The organism is Serratia grimesii (assembly GCF_900186025.1).
In the GTDB taxonomy this organism is placed as follows: domain Bacteria; phylum Pseudomonadota; class Gammaproteobacteria; order Enterobacterales; family Enterobacteriaceae; genus Serratia; species Serratia grimesii.
Genome location: NZ_LT883155.1, coordinates 1,733,033 through 1,757,513, shown reverse-complemented (window position 1 = coordinate 1,757,513; position 24,481 = coordinate 1,733,033). Strand labels below are relative to the sequence as shown.

Genomic DNA, 24,481 nt, shown 5'->3' with positions numbered 1-24,481 from the left:
TAACGTTATTTTTTGGGGCCGTAGATGCCGGCCCCTTTGCTTTGAGGTGCCCGATGACCCAACCTAGTCCGCTTTGCCCCAACCGCATGCATGTACATTCAATCCAACAGGAAACGGCCGACGTTTGGACGTTAAACCTGATCTGCGACGTTTTTTACCCTTATCAACCCGGTCAGTTTGCACTGGTCAGCATTCGCAACAGCGAAGAAACACTGCGCGCCTATACACTATCCTCTTCGCCAGGCCAAAGCCGTTTCCTCAGCATCAGCGTGCGCTGTCTGCCGGATGGCATTGGCTCTCGTTGGTTAACGCACGAGGTTAAACCCGGCAATACGTTGTGGCTGTCTGATGCTCAGGGTGAATTCAGCTGTGAACAACACCCGTCCGATCGTTACCTGATGTTGGCAGCCGGCTGCGGCGTAACGCCAATTATCTCTATGTGCCGCTGGCTGGTAGCAAACCGCCCAACCTGTGATATCGCTGTAATCTTTAACGTTCGTACTCCGGCCGACACCATTTTCGCCAAGCAATGGCATGCGTTATGCGCCAAACATCCTCAATTGCAGTTAACGCTGATGGCTGAGCAGGATATTCAACCCGGTTATCTCAACGGACGCATCAATGCTGAAGTGCTGCGCCAAACCGTACCTGATCTCATCAATCGTACGGTGATGACCTGCGGTCCTGCCCCTTATATGGCCCAGGTAGAACAACTGTGCCTGCAATTCGGCGTTCCGGCGGCGCGTTTCCATAAAGAGCAGTTCCATACCCCGGCAGCCACCGATGGCGAACAGAGCGAAGGATTAACCTTGCGCACCGCCCGCCCTCTGCGTGAGTTCCGCGTACCGGTCGGCAGTACATTACTGGCTGCAATGGAAACCCATGCGTTGCCAGTCAACGCCGCCTGCCGGGCGGGAGTATGTGGTTCATGCAAAACCCGTATCCTCGAAGGCGATTACACCACCACCAGCAGCATGACTCTGACTGCGGCTGAAATCGCCCAAGGTTATGTGCTGGCCTGCAGTTGCCAACTGCAAGGTGACGTCACCCTCGCCTGATATTTGCGCCCCGTCGGTCAGGATGGGGCATTTATCGGCAAGCAAGCTTTACCTTCCCCTTCTACACTTTCCCGGTTCCAAGCTTTTATCAGGCTCATCTGCTCAATATCTAAAAAGCTGTACCCAATGGATTTCAATCATTTGAAAAAACAGGGTATTTCTATCATATTTGGGGGAACTATGAAGCAAACCGTAGCCACACTGATCGCCAAAACTCTGGAACAGGCCGGTGTGAAACGCATTTGGGGCGTCACCGGTGATTCTCTCAACGGTCTCAGCGACAGCCTGCATCGTATGGGGACCATCGAATGGCTGGGCACACGCCACGAGGAGGTCGCCGCCTTCGCTGCCGGTGCGGAAGCCCAACTGACCGGTGAGCTGGCAGTCTGCGCCGGTTCTTGCGGCCCCGGTAACCTACATCTGATTAACGGTCTGTTCGATTGCCACCGTAACCATGTACCCGTATTGGCGATTGCCGCACATATTCCCTCCAGCGAAATCGGCAGTGGTTATTTTCAAGAAACTCACCCACAAGAACTGTTCCGCGAATGCAGCCATTACTGTGAACTCGTTTCCAACCCGGAACAGTTACCACGGGTACTGGAAATCGCCATGCGCAAAGCGATCCTCAATCGCGGCGTCTCAGTGATCGTACTGCCAGGCGATGTGGCGCTGCGTATGGCCCCGGAAGATGCCAGCATGGTATGGCATACCCCGGCGCTGCCACTGGTGCAGCCACCAATGAGCGAACTGAACAAACTCGCGACAACCTTGAATAAGGCGAAAAACATTACATTGATGTGCGGCAGCGGGTGCGCCGGTTCGCATGACGAAGTGGTCAAACTGGCAGAACTGCTGCAAGCACCGGTCGTACACGCACTGCGTGGAAAAGAACATATCGAGTGGGATAACCCTTATAGCGTCGGTATGACCGGCTTGATCGGTTTTTCTTCCGGCTACCACGCGATGATGAATGCCGATACCTTGGTGTTGCTTGGTACCCAATTCCCGTACCGCGCGTTCTATCCAACCAATGCCAATATCATTCAGATCGACATCAACCCCGGTAGTATCGGCGCACACTGCCCAGTCAATATGGCGCTGGTAGGCGATATCAATACGACCCTTACCGCACTGCTGCCGCAGTTGGAACCTAAGAGTGACCACGCATTTCTCGATAAGGCATTGGAACACTACCGCAACGCGCGTAAAGATCTGGACGGACTGGCGACTGCCAATGACGATCAACCCATTCACCCACAGTATCTGGCACAACAACTCAGCCAATATGCCAGCGACGACGCCATTTTCACCTGTGACGTCGGCACGCCCACCGTGTGGGCAGCCCGCTATTTGAAGATGAACGGCAAACGCCGCTTACTGGGGTCGTTCAACCACGGTTCGATGGCCAATGCTATGCCACAGGCGATAGGTGCACAGGCCACCGAACCGCACAAACAGGTGATCGCCATGTGCGGTGACGGTGGTTTCGCCATGTTGATGGGGGATTTCCTTTCATTGGCGCAGTTGAAACTGCCGGTCAAGATTGTGATATTCAACAACAGCGTGCTGGGCTTTGTGGCGATGGAAATGAAAGCTGGTGGCTATCTGACCGATGGAACCGATCTGCACAACCCAGATTTTGCAGCGATTGCCAACGCCGCTGGCGTGAAAGGCATTCGCGTGGAAAAAGCGTCGGATCTGGACGCCGCGTTACAGGAAATGCTGACGCACCCCGGCCCGACGTTGTTGGACGTTGTCACTGCAAAACAAGAACTGGCAATGCCGCCGCAGATCAAATTCGAACAGGCCAAAGGCTTTAGCCTGTATATGCTGCGCGCCATTATCAACGGCCGCGGTGACGAAGTGGTCGAGCTGGCAAAAACCAACTGGTTGCGTTAATAATCGTACCCTCTTTTCCATCAGTTATCGCTATCCCTAATCGATTTCAAGCTGCAGCCAACAACGCTGCAGCTTGAAAGATGAAGGGGATAAAGGAGTTGTATGCTTATCGATTTACGCAGTGACACCGTGACCCGCCCCAGCGCCGCGATGCGCGACGCCATGGTACGTGCTGAAGTGGGTGATGACGTTTACGGGGATGACCCCACGGTAAACGCTCTGGAGGCAGAAGCCGTCCGTCTGTCTGGTAAAGAGGCTGCACTGTTCTTGCCAAGCGGCACTCAGGCCAATCTGGTGGCGCTACTCAGCCATTGTCAACGCGGTGACGAATATGTTGTCGGCCAACAGGCACATAACTATAAATATGAAGCTGGCGGCGCGGCAGTGCTCGGCAGTATTCAGCCACAGCCGATTGAAGCAAACCCAGACGGCACTTTGCCACTCGATAAGGTCGCCGCCGCGATCAAACCCGATGATATTCATTTCGCCAAGACGCGTTTGCTGAGCCTGGAAAACACCATCAGCGGCCGCGTGTTGCCACTGACGTACCTGCAACAAGCCTGGCAGTTTAGTCGTGAACATCAACTGGCGTTACACATCGACGGCGCACGCATTTTCAACGCGGCCGTCGCGCTGAACGTGCCATTGAAAGAGATTGTGCAGTACTGCGATACCTTCACTATTTGCCTGTCGAAAGGGCTAGGCGCACCGGTAGGATCGTTGCTGTGCGGCAGTAAAGCCTTTATCCAGCAAGCCTTACGCTGGCGTAAAATGACCGGTGGTGGCCTGCGCCAGGCTGGTATCCTGGCCGCAGCAGGTCTCTATGCGCTGGAGCACAATGTAGAACGGTTGCGTGAAGATCACGACAACGCCAAGTGGCTGGAGCAACAACTGCAAGGAATTGGCGTGGAGATCGCTGAACCGGGGGCACAAACCAACGTGTTGTACCTACGTCAATCGCCTGAACTGGCAGCTAAGCTGGGCCCCTGGATGCGTGAACATGGCGTATTGATCAGCAGCGGGCCGTTGACGCGCATTTTGACGCACCTTGACGTCAGCCGTCAGGATTTGCAACACGTAGTCGACTTGTGGCAGCAATTCCTCAAACAGCATGCCTGAGCCCTTGTTTGGATGGGGCGCCAACGCCCCCATCCTCAGAGTATCCAACGGCCATAGACCCAATACCAAATTGCCAAGATCGCCACGACATTCAGTATCACGCTGACGATAAACCAGCTTTTAAACGGCTGTTTCTGGGTTTTGTGGCGAAACAATTGCTGGCCAGCGATCGCCCCAACCCAACCACCTACCAAACCGAATACCAGCAGTGTGCTTTCTGGTACCCGTTGCCACCCTTTGCGTGCAGCAAACTTATCCGCACCGTATACAACTAACGTCAGCAGGTTAGCCAACAACCACCACATCCAGATCGGATGCAGGAAAAATAAACTGGCGATCAGCGCCAGTCCCAACAGGGCATAACAAACAGCATTGAGTTTCATATATTCCGGCTTAGCACAGACAAACGGTGCGTAGTGTGACGCCGCTCGACAGCGGATGCAATGCCCTCATAACCACACAAAAAGTGCATTTAAACTGTGAATTTGGCATCCTGTGACCATGAACTTCACCGCATAAGGCGGCGCTAATGACACCCCAACGCATTCTGGTTCTTGGAGCCAGCGGCTACATCGGCCAAAACCTGATCCCCCACCTGATTGAGCAGGGGCATGACATTACCGCTGCCGCGCGTCGTATCGAATGGCTGCAAGAACAGCACTGGCCACACGTTAACTGCCAGTATGTCGACGTCTACCAGCCGGACACGCTGGCCGCCGCACTGTGGGAGATAGATGCCGTTTATTACCTGATCCACGGTATGGGTGACGGCGATGACTTTATTGAAAAAGAGCGTCAGGCAGCGGAAAACCTGCGTGATGCGTTGCGCAGCTCCAGCGTCAAACAGGTTATTTTTCTTGGCGCACTGCAACCGGCCGGAGAAAGTTCGCCGCATCTGGTCGCGCGCAAGCTGACCGGTGAGATCTTGCGCCAAAGCGGCATCCCGATCACCGAGCTGCGCGCCAGTATCATCGTCGGCCCCGGCTCCGCCGCCTTCGAAATCATGCGTGATATGGTCTACAACCTACCGATACTGACGCCACCGCGCTGGGTGCGCTCCAAATCGTCACCGGTCGCGTTAGAAAACCTGCTGGTCTATCTGGCCGATCTGCTAGAACATCCGGCAGAAGAAAATCGTATTTTTGATGTCGCTGGCCCGGAGTACATCAGTTACCAGACCATGTTTGAACGCTTCATCGCAATCAGTGGTAAAAAACGTTGGCTGATCCCTATCCCGCTGCCGACGCGCTTTATCTCGGTGTGGTTCATCAGCATGATTACCTCGGTGCCGACTTCTATTGCCAGTGCGCTAATCCAGGGGTTGAATCACGACCTGCCCGCCGACGGTAAACCCATACAAGCGCTGATCCCGCAAAGACTGCAAACCTTTGATCAGGCGGTGACCGCGACGCTGAAACGTGAGGAAGACGTGGTTGATTCCGCCGATTGGGGTTACGACCCAGAAGCGAGGGCACGTTGGCGACCGGGCTATGGCTTCTACCCGAAACAAGCGGGTTGTTCGCTGGAAACCTCGGCATCCAGCCAGGCACTGTGGCATACGGTGCAACAACTGGGCGGTAAAGAGGGCTATTTTTATGCCAACATCCTGTGGCAGATCCGCGCCCGTATGGACGATATGATCGGCAACCGTGTGGTTTATGGCCGACCAGAGCGCGACACGCTGGCTGTTGGCGATTTGGTCGACGGCTGGAAAGTCATCACCATCAAACCACAGCGGTTACTGGCGTTATTGTTCGGTATGAAAGCCCCCGGATTAGGCCGCCTCGCCTTCACAATCAAGGACCACGGTGATTACCGCACCCTGGATGTGCGCGCCTGGTGGCACCCGGCGGGATTCAGTGGGCTGCTGTATTGGTTCGCTATGATGCCGGCTCATCTATTTATTTTTCGCGGCATGGCGCGACGTATCGCCCGGTTGGCTGAACAGCATCAGCGTACTTTGCCATAATTAAGTCGTATCCCGGTGCTTAATTGTCGATCAACCGCACAGTTTGCTGCTGCGGTTAGGCCCTTTCCGATTGCATAGAGCACGAAATAACGGAAGAATGGCATCTTATTTGCTGTAGCGCCGCTGAAGGCCGTCAGCATTCTGATTTTTGGTGAGAATAGAGTTCGTTATGAAGGTATTGGTCACCGGTGCAACCAGTGGATTAGGCCGTAACGCCGTTGAATATCTCCGTCGTCAGGGCATAAAAGTGCGCGCCACCGGCCGCAACCTGGCCATGGGCAGTTTGCTGGAAAAAATGGGCGCGGAATTCATTCATGCCGATCTCACCAATCTGATCTCATCGCAGGCCAAAGCTATGCTGGCCGACGTGGACGTTCTGTGGCACTGCTCCAGTTTTACTTCCCCTTGGGGTACTGAAGAAGCGTTCGAACTGGCCAATGTGCGCGCAACCCGCCGCTTGGGAGAATGGGCGGCAGCCTACGGTGTGTCGCAGTTTATCCATATCTCCTCGCCGGCGGTTTACTTCGATTATCACCACCACCGCAACATTACCGAAGACTTCCGCCCCGTGCGTTATGCGAATGAGTTCGCTCGCAGCAAGGCCGCCGGTGAACACGTGATCCAGCAGTTGGCGCTATCCAACCCGCAAACACACTTCACTATCCTGCGTCCTCAGGGGTTATTCGGACCGCACGACAAAGTGATGCTGCCGCGTCTGCTGCAAATGATAAAACGCTATGGCAATCTGCTGTTGCCGCGCGGCGGTGCAGCACTGGTGGACATGACTTATCTGGAGAATGCGGTCCATGCCATGTGGCTGGCAACCCAGAAAGAAAATACGCCATCCGGTCGCGCTTATAACATTACCAACCAGCAACCACGCCAGTTACGCAGCGTCGTGCAGCAATTGATCGACGAGCTTGGCATGAAGTGCCGGATCCGTTCTGTGCCCTATCCCATGCTCGATATGATGGCCCGTGGAATGGAAAAACTCGGCAGCAAAAGCGAAAAAGAGCCGGTACTGACACACTATGGTGTCGCCAAGCTAAATTTTGATCTGACGCTGGACATCACGCGCGCCCAACAAGAGCTGGACTATCACCCCATTGTTTCGTTGGATGAAGGCATTTCCCGCACCGCCCGCTGGCTAAAAGAACACGGCAAGCTGCACGGTCTGTAATTAACGGGCAGCTCCGTATTTCAGCAACAGCGCGTCGACAATCGCCTCACTCTCCGCATCCGGCTCACCACGATAATCGCTGGGCCGGAAATGCATCTGAAACGCCGCCAGTACGTTTTTCTGCTGCCGAACATCCCACTGCGCATCCATGCCATAACCGTAACGCGCCAGCTTGGCCATCAACGGTGCCAGCGGCACTTCGGCATGCTTATCCCGCCCGGCCAACAGTTTATGCACCTGATCCTCATCCGGCCAGGCACCTATGCCTGCCTGAGCCAGTTGTTGCCAGGGGAATAGCGGGCCTGGATCCTGCTTGCGCTGCGGCGCGATATCGCTGTGGCCCACCACGTCCATCGGTTGAATACCGTAGCGCTGAATAATATCGCGGCTCAGTGAGACCAGCAGCGCGATTTGTTGCGGCGTATACGGTTGCCAATGGGTAAACAGCAGCGTGCGGTTGAATCCGCGATTGACAATTTCGATGCCGATCGACGTGTCATTCAGGTTGGTTCTGCCACGCCAACTGCTGGCCCCAGCATGCCAGGCACGCAGAGCTTCCGGCACCAGTTGGAAAGCAACCGGTTTGCCCTCCACCAACGGCGGGTGCGCAGGCAACAGATAATGTGCACTGACGTGTTCATCCGTCAGGGTTTTTAACGAAGAATGGAAATCCTCCGCAGTGTAATGCATCACCAAAAAACGAATACGTTGGTCCGCGCCCTGCGCCTGATGCAGAGTTTCAAGCTGGTAATCGCCGCGATCAACCGTCGTACCCAGCTGCTCACTTTGGCAACCTGCGAGCAGCACCGCGACACATATCCCAGGCCAAATTTTCAAGACTCCCTCCTGCGTTTTTGATGCCCGAATTTGTAACTCAGGTTGATTAACCTGTATCCAATAATCAAGTTAATCAATAAATGATGACAGATCAGCCAGATGTGCAAGCGAGTGTTACGCCTGGCTAGCAGAGTGCACAGCAGCTGTTAGGCTCATAATATTACCTGCGCTGATAAAAGTGAGTCACTCATGTTCAAGCCAAGCTATTTAACATGGCTGATTTGTATCGCCATGCTGCCGCTCAGTGGATGTGATCAAAAAACAGTGGCCAACACCATGGGGGGAGGTTCCCCAACCGCAGCATCGCCTGCCCCTCCTCCGGCCTATACGCCGTTGAGCGCCGATCAACTGTATCAATTAGTTAGCCCGGTGGCACTTTTCCCTGACAAGCTGTTGGCTCAGGTCCTCGCCGGTGCGGGTTATCCTGATCAAATCAGTGCTGCGGATAACTGGCTGGGGCAAAACCGCGGCCTGCAACCGGCGGCACTCACCACGGCTGCAGACACCCAGCCCTGGGATCCCAGCGTACGTAGTTTGGTTCAATTTCCTGATGTATTAGACCAGATGGCGAAAAATATCCCCTGGACCACGGCGTTGGGCAGTGCTTATCTCAACGATCCCACTGATGTGATGAATGCCATTCAGGTGTTGCGTCAACGTGCATCGGCTAAAGGCACGCTCAAAACATCACCTCAGCAAAGAGTGATTGTGGCACCGACTACACAATACGTTGAGCAACAACCTTACCCGCAAAGTATAGTGACGGCCCCAGCTCAGACCATTGTTATTGAACCCAGCCAGCCGGATGTGGTTTACGTCCCGCGTTACGACCCTTGGGTTGCCTATGGCGAACCCATCCCCGCCTACCCCAATTACAACTATCAAAGCGCGTCCAGCTATAGCAGCGGCGATATGCTGGCAACCGGCGTTATCAGCTTTGGTGTAGGTATCGTGGTCGGGGCATTGATTAATCAGAATCATCATGACGACTGGCATAGCTGGGATGTGCACTGGAATAATCGGCGGCAACCGGTGGTCTACAACAATGCCCCCTATATTTCGCACTCCACCACGGTGGTTAACCGTGTGACCAATATTAACCAATACAATAATGTGAACCGCAGTAGCACTGTAAACAATGTGAACCGCAGCAACACTGTAAACAACTTCAACAACGCACCGGTGAATCAGGCACCGCGTTTTGCCGCCCCAGTTGCTCATCCGGCGCCTAATGTCGCGACTATGCAACAGCCTCACTTTGCTACGCAGGCTCCGGTGGCAGCAGCAGGCCGTCAGCCAATGGTTGCCCCGAACTTTACCCATACGGGCACAGTTACTGCACCACATGTAACGGCACCTTCAGCCCACAGTCAGCAACCCATGACCATGCCTAATTTTAGCCATACTGCCCCTGCAGCAGTGAAACAACCGCCAAAAATTCAGGCAGCGCCAAGAGTACAGGCAGCGCCAGTTCCCGCTCATCAGACTGATAATCGGCCAATACGCCAACCAGAGCAACGGACACCTGCGCCGCAGGCTGTACAGCAGGCAGCCCATATACCGGCACCTAAACCGGTAGTCCATACGGCGCCCGCAGCCAACGTTTTTCGCCCACAACCCGTTCAACAACGTCCGAATACCCTGACACCACCTAACAATAACGCGCCGCGCCTATTCCACCCGCAGCAAGTTCAACAGGTGCAACATCGCCCTGCCCCCGCGGTCAGGCCGCAGGAACACCGTCCAGTCAAAATTGAAGAACGCAAAACAGAATAAGAAGAGAATGCCCCGGCAAACGCCGGGGCATCAGAGAAAAGGATTAACGACTGACTTTCACTGCGGTGCCACTGACGGTCACCATGAGCATACTGCTGTCTTTCCCGACGGTTTCGTAATCAATATCGATACCGACGACCGCATTTGCGCCCAACTCCTGTGCCTGCTCTTCCAGTTCCTTGAAGGCGATCAGACGCGCTTTACGCAGCTCTTTCTCATAGGCACCGGAACGCCCGCCCACGATGTCACGCACGCCGGCAAAGAAATCACGAAAAATATTGGCCCCCAAAATGGCCTCACCGGTGACAACGCCGCAATATTCGGTAATGGTAAACCCTTCCAGGGTCGGGGTAGTAGAAAGCTGCATCAAAACTCCTTGCTTGATTGATTCATCGCATTTATCTGACCATCAGTTTGGCATTATGTTCTGTTATGAAATGGCACGCAGTACGAATGCAAGGCCTGAAATCGCATTTATACTGTAGGCTAATGGTCTTCATGGTAGAGACTTTCACATAAGGTAATGAGATGAAAACAAAAACGATTGCGGCTGTTTTGCCCTTAGCGCTGTTACTGAGTGCCTGTACCACCGTCGAGCCGGCATTCAAGGATATCGGCACCCGTACCGGCGGTTGTGTGGAAGGCGGCCCGGATGCGGTCGCACAGAAATTTTACGATTTGCGCCTGCAGCAAGGTGCCGGTACTACCCTGCCGGACAGCAACCGTCTGGCGCAACTGCAGCCTTACCTGAGTAAAGTGCTGTACCAAGATCTGGTGGCGGCTAACCAGAATCCGGGCAAACATCAGGTCACCGGCGATCTGTTTACCGGCAATGCTCAGGGGCCGACCAGCGCCACCGTCGCCAGCGCGTCGACCATTCCTAATACCGATGCCAAAAATATCCCGTTGCGCGTTCAGCTCAGCTACCAGAAAGACGGTGGCAGCGCAGTCAACTGGCAGGATGAAGTGCTGATGGTGCGCGAAGGCACCTGTTGGGTGGTGGATGATATCCGCTACCTGAACGTGCCGCCTCATGCCACCAGCGGTACGCTGCGCCAAGTGTTGGAAAACCAGTAAACTCTATCGCCTACCGGCCTGGCCAAGGCCGGTAGGCAGAAAAATACGTTGATTGCGCTCAATATTTGTTCAATTTAAGAAATTTCGCTACATACCTCACAGCATGCACGACAAATCCCCCCTTCGAACCTGACACGCGGTATCTTGTGCTATTCTTTTACTATCATGCCGCGCAGTAATAAATTTTAACGCACAAAGATTGCATAAGTATTCTGTGGAAGTTAACATTCGCGGCATCAATATCTATTCAATTCTGGCGCATGAGCATTCAACTTAACGGTATCAACTGCTATTACGGCGCACATCAGGCGCTGTTTGACATCACGCTGGATTGCCCAGCAGGGGAAACCTTAGTGCTGCTTGGTCCAAGCGGCGCAGGGAAAAGCTCGTTATTGCGGGTGTTGAACCTGTTGGAAATGCCACGTTCGGGCCAATTGCAGATCGCCGGTAATCAATTCGACTTCAAGCAGGCTCCTGGTGAAAAAGCCATTCGCGAGCTGCGTCAAAACGTCGGTATGGTTTTCCAGCAATACAATCTCTGGCCTCACCTCACCGTAGTGCAAAACTTGATCGAAGCGCCATGCCGCGTGCTGGGCCTGACCAAGGCTCAGGCGATGGAGCGTGCCGAAAAACTGCTGAAACGCTTGCGCCTGACCGACTTTGCCGATCGCTTCCCACTGCACCTTTCCGGCGGACAGCAGCAGCGTGTCGCTATCGCCCGGGCGCTAATGATGGAACCGCAGGTACTGCTGTTCGATGAACCGACTGCCGCGCTGGATCCTGAAATTACCGCCCAGATCGTCAGCATCATTCGTGAATTGGCCGGCACCGGGATCACCCAGGTGATCGTCACCCACGAAGTGGAAGTGGCGCGCAAAACCGCCAGCCGCGTGGTGTACATGGAAAACGGCCACGTAGTGGAACAAGGCGATGCCAGCCACTTCAAGAATCCACAGACCACCGAGTTTGCTAATTACCTATCACACTAACAATTTTACTTGCTGTAATTTGGGGAGTTTGCGATGAAAAAACTAATAATCGCCGCCGTCTTGGCTGGCATCAGCGTTTCCGCCTCTGCAGCCGAAACGATCCGTTTCGCTACTGAAGCGTCTTATCCTCCATTTGAATTTATTGACGCCGGCAACAAAATCCAGGGTTTTGACGTCGACCTGGCCAATGCGCTGTGTAAAGAGATCCAGGCTGAGTGTACCTTCACGAATCAAGCCTTTGACAGCCTGATCCCAAGCCTGAAGTTCAAGCGTTTTGATGCAGTCATGGCCGGTATGGACATCACGCCAGAGCGTGAAAAACAGGTTCTGTTTACCAAGCCGTATTACGATAACTCCGCACTGTTTGTCGCCCAAAAAGGCAAAGTTGCCGACGTGGCTGCACTGAAAGGTAAGAAAGTGGGCGTGCAGAACGGCACGACTCACCAGAAATACCTGACCGACAAACACCCGGAAATCACCACCGTGCCTTACGACAGCTATCAGAACGCCATTTTGGATCTGAAAAACGGTCGTGTTGATGCGGTATTCGGTGACACCGCAGTCGTCAACGAATGGCTGAAACAAAACACCGCGCTGGCCGCCGTGGGCGATAAAGTGACCGATAAAGACTACTTCGGTACTGGGTTGGGTATTGCCGTTCGCCAGAAAAACACCGATCTGCAGGGCAAATTCAACGCTGCTCTGGACAAGATCAAACAGGATGGGACTTACGAAACCATCTACAAAAAATGGTTCCAGCAGTAATCAACCCTGATGAATGAAATCCAACCTTTAGCAAGCGCCGCCGGGATGACCGTCGGCCTTGCCGTTTGTGCCCTTATCCTTGGGCTGATCCTGGCGATGCTGTTTGCCGTCTGGGAGTCATCACGCTGGAAAGTGGTTAGCTGGCTCGGCACTGCCTGGGTCACCCTGCTGCGCGGCCTGCCGGAAATTCTGGTGGTGCTGTTCATCTATTTCGGTTCATCGCAGCTGCTATTGATGCTGTCCGATGGCTTCACCCTGAATTTCGGTCTGTTCCAACTGCCCATCCAGTTAGCGATTGATAACTTCGAAGTCAGTCCGTTCCTGTGCGGTGTCATTGCGCTCGCCCTGCTCTATTCTGCCTATGCGTCGCAAACGTTGCGTGGTGCGTTGAAAGCCGTTCCACAAGGGCAATGGGAATCCGGTCAGGCACTGGGGATGAGCACCGCAGCGATTTTCTTTCGCCTGATCATGCCGCAGATGTGGCGCCATGCCCTGCCGGGCCTTGGCAACCAATGGCTGGTTTTGTTGAAAGATACTGCACTGGTGTCGTTGATCAGCGTTAATGATCTGATGCTGCAAACCAAAAGCATCGCCACCCGCACCCAGGAACCTTTTACCTGGTACGTGATAGCGGCGGCGATTTATCTGGTGGTCACCCTGTTCAGCCAGTACATCATTAAACGCATCGAACTGCGCACCACGCGTTTTGAGCGAGGGCCATCCTGATGTTTGAGTTCTTGCCAGAGATAATCAAAGGGCTGCATACCAGTCTGACGTTGACCATTACCGCACTGATCGTGGCACTCATACTGTCACTGGTGCTGACGGTGATCCTGACGCTGAAAACACCGATCCTGACGCCATTGGTGAAAATCTACATCACACTGTTTACCGGTACGCCATTGCTGGTGCAGATATTCCTGATCTACTACGGTCCAGGTCAGTTCCCGGCGATCCGCGAATATCCATGGTTATGGGACTTGCTGTCGCAACCCTGGCTCTGTGCGATGGTCGCACTGGCGCTGAACAGCGCGGCTTACACCACCCAGCTGTTTTACGGGGCGGTACGCGCAATCCCAGCGGGTCAATGGCAATCCTGTGAAGCGCTCGGCATGTCGCGTACGCAGTCACTGCGTATCCTGCTGCCCTTCGCCTTTAAACGTGCGTTGTCCTCTTATTCCAACGAAGTCGTGCTGGTGTTCAAGAGTACTTCACTGGCCTACACCATTACCCTGATGGAAGTGATGGGCTACAGCCAGCTGATGTATGGCCGTACCTACGACGTGATGGTGTTTGGCGCTGCCGGGCTGGTATACCTGTGCGTTAATGGCCTGCTGACACTACTGATGCGTGTGGTAGAGCGTCGGGCGCTAGCATTTGAGCGTCGCAACTGAGTACGCTGAAAGAAAGCCTCTAAGCCCTGACATTGTGCAGGGCTTTTTTATGTCCCATGATAATTTTTAATCATTTATATTGCATATTAATTCATTAAATGGCAGGGTTAATGACGACCAACAGCCGCCAAAACCTTTGGGTTATTGTCATTAAAATCAAGCGGTGACGAGATAAAAATACGCAGGCTTACAGACAGGAGCTTTACGCATGAAAAAACTAATACTGGCCGCTACAGTACTCGCGACTTTAGCCTTTAATGCCAGTGCCGCAGAGACCATTCGCTTTGCCTCTTCAGCCACCTACCCGCCGTTCGAATCGCTGGATGCCAGTAACAAGATTGTGGGTTTTGATATCGACTTGGCTAACGCATTATGCAAACAAATGAAGGCCGAATGCACCTTCACCAATCAGGCGTTCGACAGTCTGATCGCTGCGCTGAAATTCAAAAAATACGATGCGGTAATCTCCGGTATGGACATCACGCCAGAGCGCAGCAAGCAAGTAGCCTTTACTCAACCCTATTACGCAAATTCGGCAATTGTGATTGCTCAAAAAGGCAAATTCAGCTCGCTGGCCGATCTGAAAGGCAAAAAAATCGGCATGGAGAATGGCACTACCCATCAGAAATACATGCAGGATAAGCATCCGGAGATTAATACCGTCTCTTACGACAGCTATCAGAATGCCATTCTCGAACTCAAAAATGGCCGCATTGACGGCGTATTCGGTGATACTGCGGTAGTGAATGAATGGCTGAAGAATAACCCTCAGTTGGCTCCGGTCGGTGAACACGTGACAGACGCACAATACTTCGGAACCGGCCTGGGCATTGCCGTACGACCGGATAACCAAGCGCTGTTGGCCAAACTGAACAGTGCGCTGGATGCCATCAAGGCCGACGGCACTTACAAAGCCATCAGTGACAAGTGGTTCCCACAGTAAAAACGTGAGATCAAATCTGACACTTTCAAGGCCCGATTTATCGGGCCTTTTTAATTACGCACCAGCAGCGTCAGCACTTCGTAATGGGCAGTATGAGGGAACATATCAAACAGCTGCACGCGTTCAATGCGGTAATCCGGCAACATTTGAATGTCTTTTGCCATACTCTCGGCGTTGCAACTCGAATACAAAATATAGCCGGGAGCCATCTGGTTTAAATAGTCACACAATGCCTTACCAATACCACGTCGCGGCGGGTTGACCAACACCAGTTGAGGTACGCTGCCCTCAGCGGTGGCGAACTGCGTAGAATCCAGCGCCTGAAAGTCAACATGTTGCAAACCCAAGGCTTTCGCCGACTGGCGTGCACAGGCAATAGCCTCTGCGCTGATCTCAATCCCCGTCAAACGCGTTTCCGGCTGCGCGCAGTGCAGTCCAAAGCCACCCACACCGCAGAACAGATCCCACATGCTATTGATGCCTAACGCGCGCACCCAGTCACGGGCGGTGGCATACAGGTCGGCAGCCACTTGCGGATTGGTCTGGAAAAAACTTTGCGGGCGGATATACAACGGCACCTGATTAAACTGCTCTTCCAGTGCCTGCAACTCGGTCAGAGGAATTTCACGCTCCCCTTCCATAATCGCCATATGCACCGGCTGAATATTGGCAGAGATCACCCTGAGCTGCGGCAACTGTTGCTGTAACCACGGCAGCGCAGCACGTAACTGCGCCAGTTTACTCTCTGAACGCAGCACAAAGCGCAGCATCACGCCGCCGCTATGGGTGCTTTCAGTTAACAACAGGTATTTCAGTTCGCCGCGCTTCCGCGCCACGTTGTAAGGCGTCAGGCCAGCCCGAGCAATAAAGCTTTTCAGCACATCAAACATTGGGGCAAAACTGGCGGGATAGAGCGGACAGGCGCTGAGATCAACCGAGGTGCCATCACGATGCAACATGCCGAGCAACGGACGCTCTACGCTGCCACTGACCACCATTTTTGCTTTATTGCGAAATGCGCTCTGCTCGCCGGCAATCGGCTCCAACCACTGTGCGACATCACGGTCGGCCAGCAGTGATTGCAGATGGTGCTGTTTGTCTGTCAGTTGCTGCGGGTAGGGCTTTTCCAGCCACTGACAGGAACGGCAAGTGCCCGCCGTATACAAAGCGCAATGCATGAAGAGTACTCTAGGTTCAGGATGAAGAATTAAGGGCGCAGAGTTTAGCACTCTGCGCCGCTATACCCTATAGCTTTCAAGTTGCAGCCGCAACGTGACGGTCTGAAAAGCACTGGGTAGAAAATCTCAATGATGTGCAGCGAAAAACCGGCGGCTGGTCGTAGGGATAAACAGTAATGCCAGAATGACAACGTCAGGGATTTTTTGCAGAATCAGTTCGTGCAGGATCTGCGCACTGCTTTCTCCCTCAACGGTAAATACTTCCGGCAGAAAACTGCCAATGGTAGCCAACAGCAGATAACCGACCACGAGACACTGACAGACAACATAGATCCAACGCCCCCAATTGCGACCACGCATCACCGCGAAACCACAACTGATTTGCAGACACAGCAGTAACAAACCCGCAAGAAAGATCAAGGTAGAATCCCAGGCCTGCGCACTGGTACTGACAAACTCCTGCGCGCCATCGACGCCCAGCTCACCCAACAGCAACAGCACGCTGACGCATTTGATAGCTACCATCGCTGTACCCGCAACCATCACCGGTACTGGCGCATCTGAAGTCGTTCCCATTCCCTGCCTGCTGTTCAGCATGTCTGACATATCCATGTTCCGTAACGAAACGCCATAGCCCCTTGCAAACCACCGCCAATAACACGGCAATTCGACCTTCATTGGGGCTGTTTAAACGGCGTATATAAAGTCAGGTAATCAATTGCAATACCAATTATTGCAAAAATAGCAGGTTTGCTCAGACTCAGCTACGGGCAGCCTTTTGTAATTCGCGCGATCGCTGTTTTTCCGAGCGCGCCATAAACCACCAAGCAATCAAGCCAATAACCCCAACCACCAGCAGAATTAAACTCGCCAACGCGTTAATTTCTGGGTTCACCCCCATGCGTACACTGGAGAACACCAGCATCGGCAAAGTGGTAGCGCCCGGCCCGGCGACAAAGCTGGCGATAACCAGGTCGTCCAGCGACAGGGTGAAAGCCAGCATCCAACCGGCGATCAGCGCGGGTGCAATCATTGGCAAAGTGATCACAAAGAACACTTTCAGCGGTGTCGCACCCAAATCCATGGCGGCTTCTTCGATAGAGCGATCCAACTCGCGCAAACGCGAACTGATCACCACCGATACATAAGCAGTACAAAAGGTGACATGGGCCAGCCAAATGGTAAACATGCCACGTTCCGACGGCCAGCCAAACGCATGCCCCATCGCCACAAACAGCAGCAGCAGGGACAGACCGGTGATCACATCCGGCATAACCAAGGGAGCCGTCAGCATAAAGGCAAAACCAGTTGAACCGCGGAAACGGCCAAAACGTACCATAACAACTGCCGCTATAGCGCCAAGCACAACGGCAGCGGTCGCGGAGGCAGCAGCAATCGTCAAGCTCAGCCCAACGGCACTGATCATCGCCGAATCATGGAACAACTCAACATACCAACGCGTCGACCAGCCAGCCCACACCGTCACCAGCTTGGAACTGTTAAACGAGTAAACCACCAGCATCAGCATCGGTGCATACAAAAACGTGAAACCAATGACTAAAATAGCGATGCGCCATGGTGAACGTACTACCGGCAAGTTGTTCATCCCTGCCCTCCCATTTCCTTGTTCTGGTGCTTGTGGAACCAGAGAATCGGTACGATCAACAGCAACAGCATGACGGTGGCGACCGCCGAGGCCACCGGCCAGTCGCGGTTATTAAAGAACTCCTGCCACAACACCCGCCCAATCATAATACTGTCGGGCCCGCCCAATAGTTCAGGGATGACAAATTCGCCGACCGCCGGGATAAACACCAGCATCGATCCAGCAATGATGCCGCCACGCGTCAACGGCATAATCACACTGAAAAAGGTTTTCAACGGTTTGGCGCCCAGATCAAGTGAGGCCTCCACCAACGAGTAATCCAACCGTGTTAGCGCGGTATAAATCGGCAACACCATAAACGGCAGGTAGGAATACACAACACCGATATACACTGCCAGATTGGTGTGCAGAATCACCAATGGCTGATCAATCACACCCAGCCACAACAAGAAGTTGTTAAGAATACCGTTGTTTTTCAAAATGCCCATCCAGGCATAAACCCGGATTAAAAACGAGGTCCACGAGGGCAAGATCACCAGCAACAGCAAAATATTGCGGGTCGACGCCTTGCTGTGTGCCACTGCCCAGGCCAACGGATACCCAATGATCAGGCAGCACACTGTCGACACCGCTGCAACTTGCAGCGATTGCAAATAGGCGTCCAGATACAGCGGGTCGTCGGTCAGTTGCAGGTAGTTGGCAAAGTTAAGTGCAATATCCAGCTTACCCTCTGCCCAACTCATCAAGTCAGTATAAGGTGGGACGGCCAGCGCCAGTTCTGCCAGGCTTATCTTGAACACAATCAGGAACGGCAACAGGAACAATAACGTCAGCCACAGCAATGGGACCGCAATCACCAGCTTGCGGCCATGGGCCATCTGCAAACGCTGGAAAAACGCTTTCAATGGACCGGACGTTTTAGCCGGCGGTTCCGGCGGCGTGCGTTCAGCAAGCATTGTCATAATGATTTTTCCCCACCTTCTACACCGTCAACACGACACAGCTGTCGGCTTCCCAGCACAGACGCACTTCATCGCCCCAGGTCGGCATCCCTTTGCGGAAACGATGGCCGTTTTGCAACTGGGCACTGATCATCTGGCCGCTAAGTAATTTCACGTGATAGATAGACAAGTCACCGAGATAGGCGATATGCGCAACTTCCCCTACCGCAAAGTTGCAGCCATCTTGCGGCACGTCTTCGCATAACATGATTTTTTCTGGTCTCAGGGCGACCTGGATCGGCACTCCGTCTACCACCGAGGCATCAGAATCTACTTTGATCGCGTGACGCAAGCCGGGGCTTTGCAGGATCAATGCGTCCTCATGGCGCTCTTGCAGCACACAATCAAACACATTGACTGAGCCGATAAACTCCGCGCTAAAGCGGCTGTTCGGATGCTCGTAGATCTCTTCCGGCTCGCCAATCTGCACAAACTTACCGCGGTTCATAATGGCAATGCGACCTGCCATGGTCATCGCTTCTTCTTGATCGTGAGTTACCATCACGCAGGTCACACCGACACGCTCAAGAATGTCCGTTACTTCCAGCTGCATCCGATCTCGTAGCTTTTTATCCAGCGCACCCATAGGTTCATCGAGTAACAGCAATTTCGGTCGTTTAGCCAAGCTACGTGCCAGCGCCACACGTTGGCGTTGACCACCGGAAAGCTGGTGAGGTTTACGTTTGGCGAACTCCTGCATATGTACCAGTGACAGCATTTCCGCCACCCGGTCGGTGATTTCTGCACGCGGCATTTTGTCCTGTTTCAGGCCAAAAGCGATGTTTTGCTCTACCGTCATGTGTGGGAACAGCGCGTAGGACTGGAACATCATGTTGATCGGCCGCTGGTAAGGTGGCACGTGCGACATATCCTGCCCATCGAGCACTATTTGCCCTTCCGTCGGCTGTTCAAAGCCGGCCAGCATACGTAACAACGTCGACTTGCCGCAGCCCGAAGGGCCCAATAATGCAAATATTTCGCCTTTATAGATGGTCAGGCTAACGTCTTCGACCGCATTTTGGCCATCAAAGGTTTTAGTGAGGTTACGGATTTCCAGCAGAGGAGTGAAAACCTTCTGCGATTTGGCTTGAGGACGAGGGATGACGTCGTTCAATCGGGGTGCTCTCCGGTGCAAAACAGGACAAAAAACCACGGCGATTGCCATGGCCCAAAATGGCAACGCAGGCGGGGAGGACCCACCTGCTGGTTAATACAACGGGGAAAACCGGGCCCGGTATACTGAGCCCTGAGTATTACTTCCCGCTTTTAACTTTAGTCCAGGCACGGGTAATGACGCGGTCCAGTTTCGGCGACTGTACATTCAACGTGAACAGCTTGGCGCGAATATCCGCAGGCGGATACACGTTCGGGTTATCACGCACGTCGGCGTTCACCAGTGGTGTAGAGTCCTTGACCGCATTAGCATAGTAAACATGGTTACTGATATCAGCCATGATGTCCGGCTTCAGTAAGAAATTCAGGAACTGATAAGCGGCATCTTTACTTTTGGCATCTGCCGGCATGGCAAACATATCAAAGTAAGTCAACGCCCCCTCTTTTGGAATGGCGTAAGCAATGTTCACGCCGTTCTTCGCCTCTTTGGCACGGTTGGCGGCTTGCATGACGTCACCGGACCAGCCGATCGCGACACAGATGTCACCATTCGCCAGATCGTTGATGTACTGTGAAGAATGGAAATAACGGATGTTCGGGCGCAGCTTGAGCAGCAGATCATTTGCCGCACCGGTGTAATCCGCAGCGTTGGTGCTGTTAGGATCTTTACCCAGATAATGCAGTACGGTGGCGTAAACTTCGCTTGGCGCATCCAGGAAGGAAACTCCACAACTTTTTAGCTTCTCGAGATTTTCCGGTTTAAGGATCAGATCCCAACTGTTGACCGGTGCATCTTTGCCCAATACGGCTTTCACCTTATCAACGTTATAGCCGATACCGGTGGTCACCATCATGTATGGGATGCCGTATTTGTTATCCTTGTCGTTATGAGCCACCAGCTTCAGCATCTCTGGATCAAGGTTTTTGTAATTCGGTATTTTGCTCTTGTCGAGCGGCTCAAAGATGCCGGCCTGCGACTGACGCTCAAGGAAATTGGATGATGGTACAACCAGATCATAACCGGTGCTGCCTGCCATCAGTTTGCCTTCCAACACTTCGTTGGAGTCAAAGACGTCATACACCACTTTAATACCGGTTTCTTTTTGGAATTTGGCTAAGGTGTCCGGCGCAATATAGTCGGACCAGTTATAGACGTGCAGCGTTTTTTCCTCGGCTGACGCTGTGACGGACGCGGCCATCAGCAGGCCGGCAACAACACCCGATAACCACTTTTTACGTTGGGTGACCATCCGTAACTACCTCCAAAACAGGGGTGAATCATAGAATTGAACTTGTATCGCGAAATGATACAAAACCTTTCCTGATCGAGCGCAATCGTTGCAACCGCGGATTGAATGGCTATGCAGTTGATTGCATGTGCCTTTTTCTATTGCCCAGCCCGCAAGGTCACCAGGGGAATCGCAAGCCCTTAGCAGAATCAGCAGCATAACCGCTGTTGCCGGAACGCACCAGCCTCCGGGGTTAAAACCGGCTTTTATCGATTTTTTATGCAGTTTCTCTCTATGTGATACGCCATTAATGGCATAAACGGCGAGAAATATCTGGCAACAGAGGGTAAAACGCAGAATATATTATTGCGGAAGGGAATAATGGCAGCATGCCGCCAGAGGGGCGGCACACATAATGTACAGTGGGGATCAGTGCAGCATTGGATGGCGGTCAGCTGCAGCCGTGTTCTCTTCTTCGTCACCCATAAACAGCAGATCGTTCGCCCGCGCCTCGAGGATGACCATTGAGATTTGTTCTTCACCCTGCTGCATAAAGTGGGTGAACTGCTCCAGCGTGACACCAACGGCAATGCTGAGCGCCTGACAAACGATCAACTTCGGTAGGTTGTCATCCTGGATATCAACAAATGCTTTGATGGTCAGCGAACTAGCATTGATTTGGCTGAGATCAGCCACCAATGGGATCAGCGCAGTCGGTTTCACTTCGGCCAGTGCGGAGAACAGAAGCACGTTATCAACCAGATCAAGCTTGGCATCGAAAACGCCGTCGAAGTTTTGCATGTGCGGCAGGTGCAGCGCCTGACAGGAATCGCACTCAAAGAATGAAATGCCCGATTGATCCAGCCAACGTCGTAACAACGCCAAATCAGGGACAATGAGTGAATCCATAATACCAGCCTCACAATATTCAAAACACGAAAAGGCGCATAGCTTACGGAATATTGCCCCGCTATGCCACGATCAATGCGGCTTAATTCGCTATTAGGGCAAATATGGCAGAGAAAAGGTCGTATCACCGCGTGCAGAAAAACAGATTCGCTTCGGGGCCATTAGCCCCCCGACTTCAGACGGAAACCCGGTCTGCCACGCTGTTCGATATACTCGATCATCATGCCCGCAATATCCAACCCAGTGGTGCTTTCCACGCCTTCCAAACCCGGTGAGGCGTTGACCTCCATCACCAACGGGCCACGATCCGCACGCAAGATATCAACCCCGGCAACATCCAACCCCAGCGTGGTGGCGGCCTTCACAGCCATCGTTCTCTCTTTGGCTGTGATAACCACTTTGCGGGCCGTGCCACCACGATGCAGGTTAGAACGGAACTCGCCGGGCTTGGCCTGCCGCTCAATGGCTGCCACAACCTTCCCGCCCACCACCAAACAGCGCACGTCACTGCCCTGGGCCTCGCGGATATATTCTTGCACCAAAATATGGGCATTAAGGCCGCGGAAGGCATCAATCACGCTTTCTGCGGCCTGGCGAGTTTCCGCCAACACCACACCGATACCCTGCGTGCCTTCTACCAGTTTGACCACTAACGGAGCGCCGCCGACCAGTTCAATCAAATCACCGGTATCGTCCGGTGAATGCGCAAAACCGGTGATCGGCAGGTCTATGCCTTGGCGTGCCAGCAATTGCAAAGAACGCAGCTTGTCGCGCGCACGCGTAATGGCCACCGACTCATTCAGCGGATAGCTGCCCAATAGCTCAAACTGGCGTAGCACCGCAGTGCCGTAAAAGGTGATTGCGGAGCCGATACGGGGAATTACGGCGTCGTAACGCTCCAACTGACGGCCACGATAATGGATAGTGGGCGCAGCCGGATTAATGTTCATATAACAGGAGAGTGGGTCAATAATATCAATGCAGTGGCCACGCTGTTCCGCCGCCTCTACCAAGCGCTTGCATGAATACAGCGTTCCATCGCGCGAAAGAATGGCAATTTTCACTCGTCACCCCAAAAAGACAAACACCTGTCAGGCAGGCATATCACCGACGGCCATCACTCAGACGCGCGGCTCACGATCGTTTTTATCATCTGGCATAGGTTTCACTTCGGGTTTACGGCGATCGTTTTGCGGCGGTTCACCACCGCGCATCAGTGGGCCAAAACCTTGCACCACGCGCCAGACCAGAAATGCAGCGGCGGGCACCATCAGTGCTACACCGAGAAAGATCATGCCTACCGCCGCCTGTGGCGACGCCAACCAACCCGGAAGTTCGACATGATGGTGAATGCTCAGATAAGCCAGCACCAACAACAGCATACCCAGGCCTTCCAAAACCAGCACCGGACGCGGTAAGTCACCGAATGAACGCATATTTTTCTTCTCCCAAAGCTCTGTCTTCAGTGTAGTGAATTCCAACCAGCGGCGACAGCCCCGGCAGCTTAATCGGTTACATGAATCGGATTAACAGGTAATTCCTGCTTTTTTTTCGTCGACTCAACGGGCATAGTAACCGTCATTAACGCGGGTAATGCTTGGCTTTAGTCTTTTTGGACTGACAGAATGTCATTGCAGTTGCGATTAAATATTTAAATATCAATCTAAGGAGTGTTGCATGTTTGCAGTTATCTTCGGGCGCCCAGGCTGTCCTTATTGTGTCCGTGCGAAAGAGTTGGCGGAAAAACTGACTGAAGAACGTGACGATTTCAACTTCCGTTATGTTGATATCCACGCTGAAGGCATCACCAAGGCTGATCTGGAAAAAACCGTTGGCAAGCCAGTAGAAACCGTACCGCAGATCTTCCTCGATGAGAAACACATCGGCGGCTGCACCGATTTCGAAGCCTATGCTAAAGAAAACCTGAATCTGTTCCAGTAAACTTCAGACTGAACGACAAAAAGGCGCTTATAGCGCCTTTTTTTATTGCCGTTCACGAGGATGGCAGTGCTGATAGGCTTGCAACAAACCGCGAACAAATAAAGCCAGCAGCGCACCGAATACACACCAGAACACCGCGCTGGTGGCATAAGCCAGTTCCTGCCAGAACGAAGAGGACGGCGTAAGCCAAAAATGGCGGATGATCAGACACAGTGGCAACGCATATAGCGCACCCAGTAGCGGGCAAAGAATACGTTTTTTACTCGACAGATAGCTGGCGATCACGCCAGGTATCACAAACAACAGCAGGCCGGTTTCACCCTGATGCTCATGATCCGTACTGCCAAATGCCCCACTCTGCTGGCCGAGATACACCAGGCTGAACAGCAGAAAACAGCTTAAAATCCCCCACCAATACCGTTCACTCGCCATGTGCCCCTCCCGCTTAACCGCATTACCACACCATAAAAATCAGCTGTGCCACAAAACCCGTGA

At 53.2% G+C, this 24,481-nt stretch carries 26 protein-coding genes; 13 read left to right on the top strand and 13 right to left on the bottom strand.

The window, feature by feature from the left end; translation table 11 throughout:
- The first annotated feature begins 53 nt into the window (after nucleotides 1-53).
- The 3 genes from hcr (at nucleotide 54) to ltaE (ending at nucleotide 4,079) form a co-directional block, all read left to right on the top strand.
- Nucleotides 54-1,058 carry an NADH oxidoreductase gene (hcr, locus tag SGBXF1_RS08205; RefSeq protein ID WP_186428151.1) on the top strand — a complete coding sequence of 335 codons (1,005 nt, stop codon included), beginning with the start codon at nucleotides 54-56 and terminating at the stop codon, nucleotides 1,056-1,058.
- A gap of 180 nt (nucleotides 1,059-1,238) precedes the next feature.
- Nucleotides 1,239-2,960 carry a ubiquinone-dependent pyruvate dehydrogenase gene (gene poxB, locus SGBXF1_RS08200; protein ID WP_037426538.1) on the top strand — a complete coding sequence of 574 codons (1,722 nt, stop codon included), beginning with the start codon at nucleotides 1,239-1,241 and terminating at the stop codon, nucleotides 2,958-2,960.
- Between the two features lie 102 nt (nucleotides 2,961-3,062).
- The gene (gene ltaE, locus SGBXF1_RS08195) at nucleotides 3,063-4,079 is read left to right on the top strand and encodes a low-specificity L-threonine aldolase (RefSeq protein WP_130379971.1); all 1,017 of its coding nucleotides are present in this window, start codon (nucleotides 3,063-3,065) and stop codon (nucleotides 4,077-4,079) included.
- 35 nt (nucleotides 4,080-4,114) lie between these two features.
- On the opposite strand, the gene SGBXF1_RS08190 is transcribed toward ltaE, so the two are convergent.
- Complete coding sequence (locus SGBXF1_RS08190) at nucleotides 4,115-4,462, bottom strand: DUF1294 domain-containing protein (protein ID WP_186428150.1); 348 nt, start codon at nucleotides 4,460-4,462, stop codon at nucleotides 4,115-4,117.
- Nucleotides 4,463-4,608: 146 nt separating this feature from the next.
- On the opposite strand from SGBXF1_RS08190, the gene SGBXF1_RS08185 reads away from it, so the two are divergent.
- Both SGBXF1_RS08185 and SGBXF1_RS08180 read left to right on the top strand, forming a co-directional pair.
- Complete coding sequence (locus SGBXF1_RS08185; RefSeq protein WP_186428149.1) at nucleotides 4,609-6,048, top strand: DUF2867 domain-containing protein; 1,440 nt, start codon at nucleotides 4,609-4,611, stop codon at nucleotides 6,046-6,048.
- A 169-nt stretch (nucleotides 6,049-6,217) separates the two neighbouring features.
- Nucleotides 6,218-7,228 (top strand): NAD-dependent epimerase/dehydratase family protein, encoded by a 1,011-nt coding sequence (locus tag SGBXF1_RS08180; protein WP_061807182.1) that lies wholly within the window; start codon nucleotides 6,218-6,220, stop codon nucleotides 7,226-7,228.
- On the opposite strand, the gene SGBXF1_RS08175 is transcribed toward SGBXF1_RS08180, so the two are convergent.
- Nucleotides 7,229-8,065, bottom strand: a complete 837-nt coding sequence (locus SGBXF1_RS08175) for an N-acetylmuramoyl-L-alanine amidase (protein ID WP_037426516.1) — start codon at nucleotides 8,063-8,065, stop codon at nucleotides 7,229-7,231. It abuts the gene before it with no gap.
- 189 nt (nucleotides 8,066-8,254) lie between these two features.
- On the opposite strand from SGBXF1_RS08175, the gene SGBXF1_RS08170 reads away from it, so the two are divergent.
- The gene (locus tag SGBXF1_RS08170) at nucleotides 8,255-9,841 is read left to right on the top strand and encodes a DUF3300 domain-containing protein (protein WP_037426518.1); all 1,587 of its coding nucleotides are present in this window, start codon (nucleotides 8,255-8,257) and stop codon (nucleotides 9,839-9,841) included.
- A 43-nt stretch (nucleotides 9,842-9,884) separates the two neighbouring features.
- Here the strand turns inward: SGBXF1_RS08170 and SGBXF1_RS08165 are convergent, their stop codons facing one another.
- The gene (locus SGBXF1_RS08165) at nucleotides 9,885-10,208 is read right to left on the bottom strand and encodes a heavy metal-binding domain-containing protein (RefSeq protein ID WP_037426521.1); all 324 of its coding nucleotides are present in this window, start codon (nucleotides 10,206-10,208) and stop codon (nucleotides 9,885-9,887) included.
- A gap of 161 nt (nucleotides 10,209-10,369) precedes the next feature.
- Here SGBXF1_RS08165 and SGBXF1_RS08160 point away from each other — a divergent pair, with 161 nt between their 5' ends.
- The 6 genes from SGBXF1_RS08160 to SGBXF1_RS08135 all read left to right on the top strand — a co-directional run bounded on the left by SGBXF1_RS08160 (nucleotide 10,370) and on the right by SGBXF1_RS08135 (nucleotide 15,009).
- On the top strand, nucleotides 10,370-10,918 hold the full coding sequence (locus tag SGBXF1_RS08160) for a lipoprotein (protein WP_130379964.1): 549 nt from the start codon (nucleotides 10,370-10,372) through the stop codon (nucleotides 10,916-10,918).
- A gap of 260 nt (nucleotides 10,919-11,178) precedes the next feature.
- Nucleotides 11,179-11,907: an arginine ABC transporter ATP-binding protein ArtP gene (gene artP, locus SGBXF1_RS08155; RefSeq protein WP_037426524.1), complete on the top strand. Its 729-nt coding sequence runs from the start codon at nucleotides 11,179-11,181 to the stop codon at nucleotides 11,905-11,907.
- 33 nt (nucleotides 11,908-11,940) lie between these two features.
- Nucleotides 11,941-12,672 (top strand): arginine ABC transporter substrate-binding protein, encoded by a 732-nt coding sequence (gene artJ / locus SGBXF1_RS08150; RefSeq protein ID WP_037426527.1) that lies wholly within the window; start codon nucleotides 11,941-11,943, stop codon nucleotides 12,670-12,672.
- 9 nt (nucleotides 12,673-12,681) lie between these two features.
- Complete coding sequence (gene artQ, locus SGBXF1_RS08145) at nucleotides 12,682-13,398, top strand: arginine ABC transporter permease ArtQ (RefSeq protein ID WP_037426530.1); 717 nt, start codon at nucleotides 12,682-12,684, stop codon at nucleotides 13,396-13,398.
- Nucleotides 13,398-14,066, top strand: coding sequence for an arginine ABC transporter permease ArtM (gene artM, locus SGBXF1_RS08140; protein ID WP_037426533.1), 669 nt, complete (start codon nucleotides 13,398-13,400; stop codon nucleotides 14,064-14,066). Before artQ ends, artM begins: the two co-directional genes overlap by 1 nt.
- Before the next feature lie 208 nt (nucleotides 14,067-14,274).
- Entirely contained in the window at nucleotides 14,275-15,009 is a 735-nt protein-coding gene (locus SGBXF1_RS08135) for an arginine ABC transporter substrate-binding protein (protein WP_061807174.1), read from the top strand.
- Between the two features lie 50 nt (nucleotides 15,010-15,059).
- Here the strand turns inward: SGBXF1_RS08135 and rlmC are convergent, their stop codons facing one another.
- From rlmC to SGBXF1_RS08090, 9 genes are all read right to left on the bottom strand, one after another.
- Nucleotides 15,060-16,187, bottom strand: coding sequence for a 23S rRNA (uracil(747)-C(5))-methyltransferase RlmC (gene rlmC / locus SGBXF1_RS08130; RefSeq protein WP_186428148.1), 1,128 nt, complete (start codon nucleotides 16,185-16,187; stop codon nucleotides 15,060-15,062).
- 126 nt (nucleotides 16,188-16,313) lie between these two features.
- Nucleotides 16,314-16,793 carry a YbjO family protein gene (locus SGBXF1_RS08125; RefSeq protein WP_130379960.1) on the bottom strand — a complete coding sequence of 160 codons (480 nt, stop codon included), beginning with the start codon at nucleotides 16,791-16,793 and terminating at the stop codon, nucleotides 16,314-16,316.
- Nucleotides 16,794-16,947: 154 nt separating this feature from the next.
- Nucleotides 16,948-17,793, bottom strand: coding sequence for a putrescine ABC transporter permease PotI (gene potI, locus SGBXF1_RS08120; RefSeq protein WP_037420026.1), 846 nt, complete (start codon nucleotides 17,791-17,793; stop codon nucleotides 16,948-16,950).
- The gene (potH, locus tag SGBXF1_RS08115) at nucleotides 17,790-18,755 is read right to left on the bottom strand and encodes a putrescine ABC transporter permease PotH (protein WP_082797612.1); all 966 of its coding nucleotides are present in this window, start codon (nucleotides 18,753-18,755) and stop codon (nucleotides 17,790-17,792) included. Before potH ends, potI begins: the two co-directional genes overlap by 4 nt.
- A 19-nt stretch (nucleotides 18,756-18,774) precedes the next feature.
- Nucleotides 18,775-19,908: a putrescine ABC transporter ATP-binding subunit PotG gene (gene potG, locus SGBXF1_RS08110; RefSeq protein ID WP_037420032.1), complete on the bottom strand. Its 1,134-nt coding sequence runs from the start codon at nucleotides 19,906-19,908 to the stop codon at nucleotides 18,775-18,777.
- 139 nt (nucleotides 19,909-20,047) lie between these two features.
- Entirely contained in the window at nucleotides 20,048-21,157 is a 1,110-nt protein-coding gene (gene potF / locus SGBXF1_RS08105; protein ID WP_037420035.1) for a spermidine/putrescine ABC transporter substrate-binding protein PotF, read from the bottom strand.
- A 408-nt stretch (nucleotides 21,158-21,565) separates the two neighbouring features.
- Complete coding sequence (locus SGBXF1_RS08100; protein ID WP_037420038.1) at nucleotides 21,566-22,045, bottom strand: type III secretion system chaperone family protein; 480 nt, start codon at nucleotides 22,043-22,045, stop codon at nucleotides 21,566-21,568.
- A gap of 161 nt (nucleotides 22,046-22,206) precedes the next feature.
- Nucleotides 22,207-23,109: a 30S ribosomal protein S6--L-glutamate ligase gene (rimK, locus tag SGBXF1_RS08095; RefSeq protein WP_186428147.1), complete on the bottom strand. Its 903-nt coding sequence runs from the start codon at nucleotides 23,107-23,109 to the stop codon at nucleotides 22,207-22,209.
- 57 nt (nucleotides 23,110-23,166) lie between these two features.
- Entirely contained in the window at nucleotides 23,167-23,481 is a 315-nt protein-coding gene (locus tag SGBXF1_RS08090; RefSeq protein WP_130379958.1) for a YbjC family protein, read from the bottom strand.
- Nucleotides 23,482-23,722: 241 nt separating this feature from the next.
- Between SGBXF1_RS08090 and SGBXF1_RS08085 the strand changes: the two genes are divergently transcribed.
- Complete coding sequence (locus SGBXF1_RS08085; RefSeq protein WP_012006074.1) at nucleotides 23,723-23,986, top strand: GrxA family glutaredoxin; 264 nt, start codon at nucleotides 23,723-23,725, stop codon at nucleotides 23,984-23,986.
- A 42-nt stretch (nucleotides 23,987-24,028) separates the two neighbouring features.
- On the opposite strand, the gene SGBXF1_RS08080 is transcribed toward SGBXF1_RS08085, so the two are convergent.
- Nucleotides 24,029-24,418, bottom strand: coding sequence for an inner membrane protein YbjM (locus tag SGBXF1_RS08080; protein WP_037420044.1), 390 nt, complete (start codon nucleotides 24,416-24,418; stop codon nucleotides 24,029-24,031).
- Nucleotides 24,419-24,481: the final 63 nt, after the last annotated feature.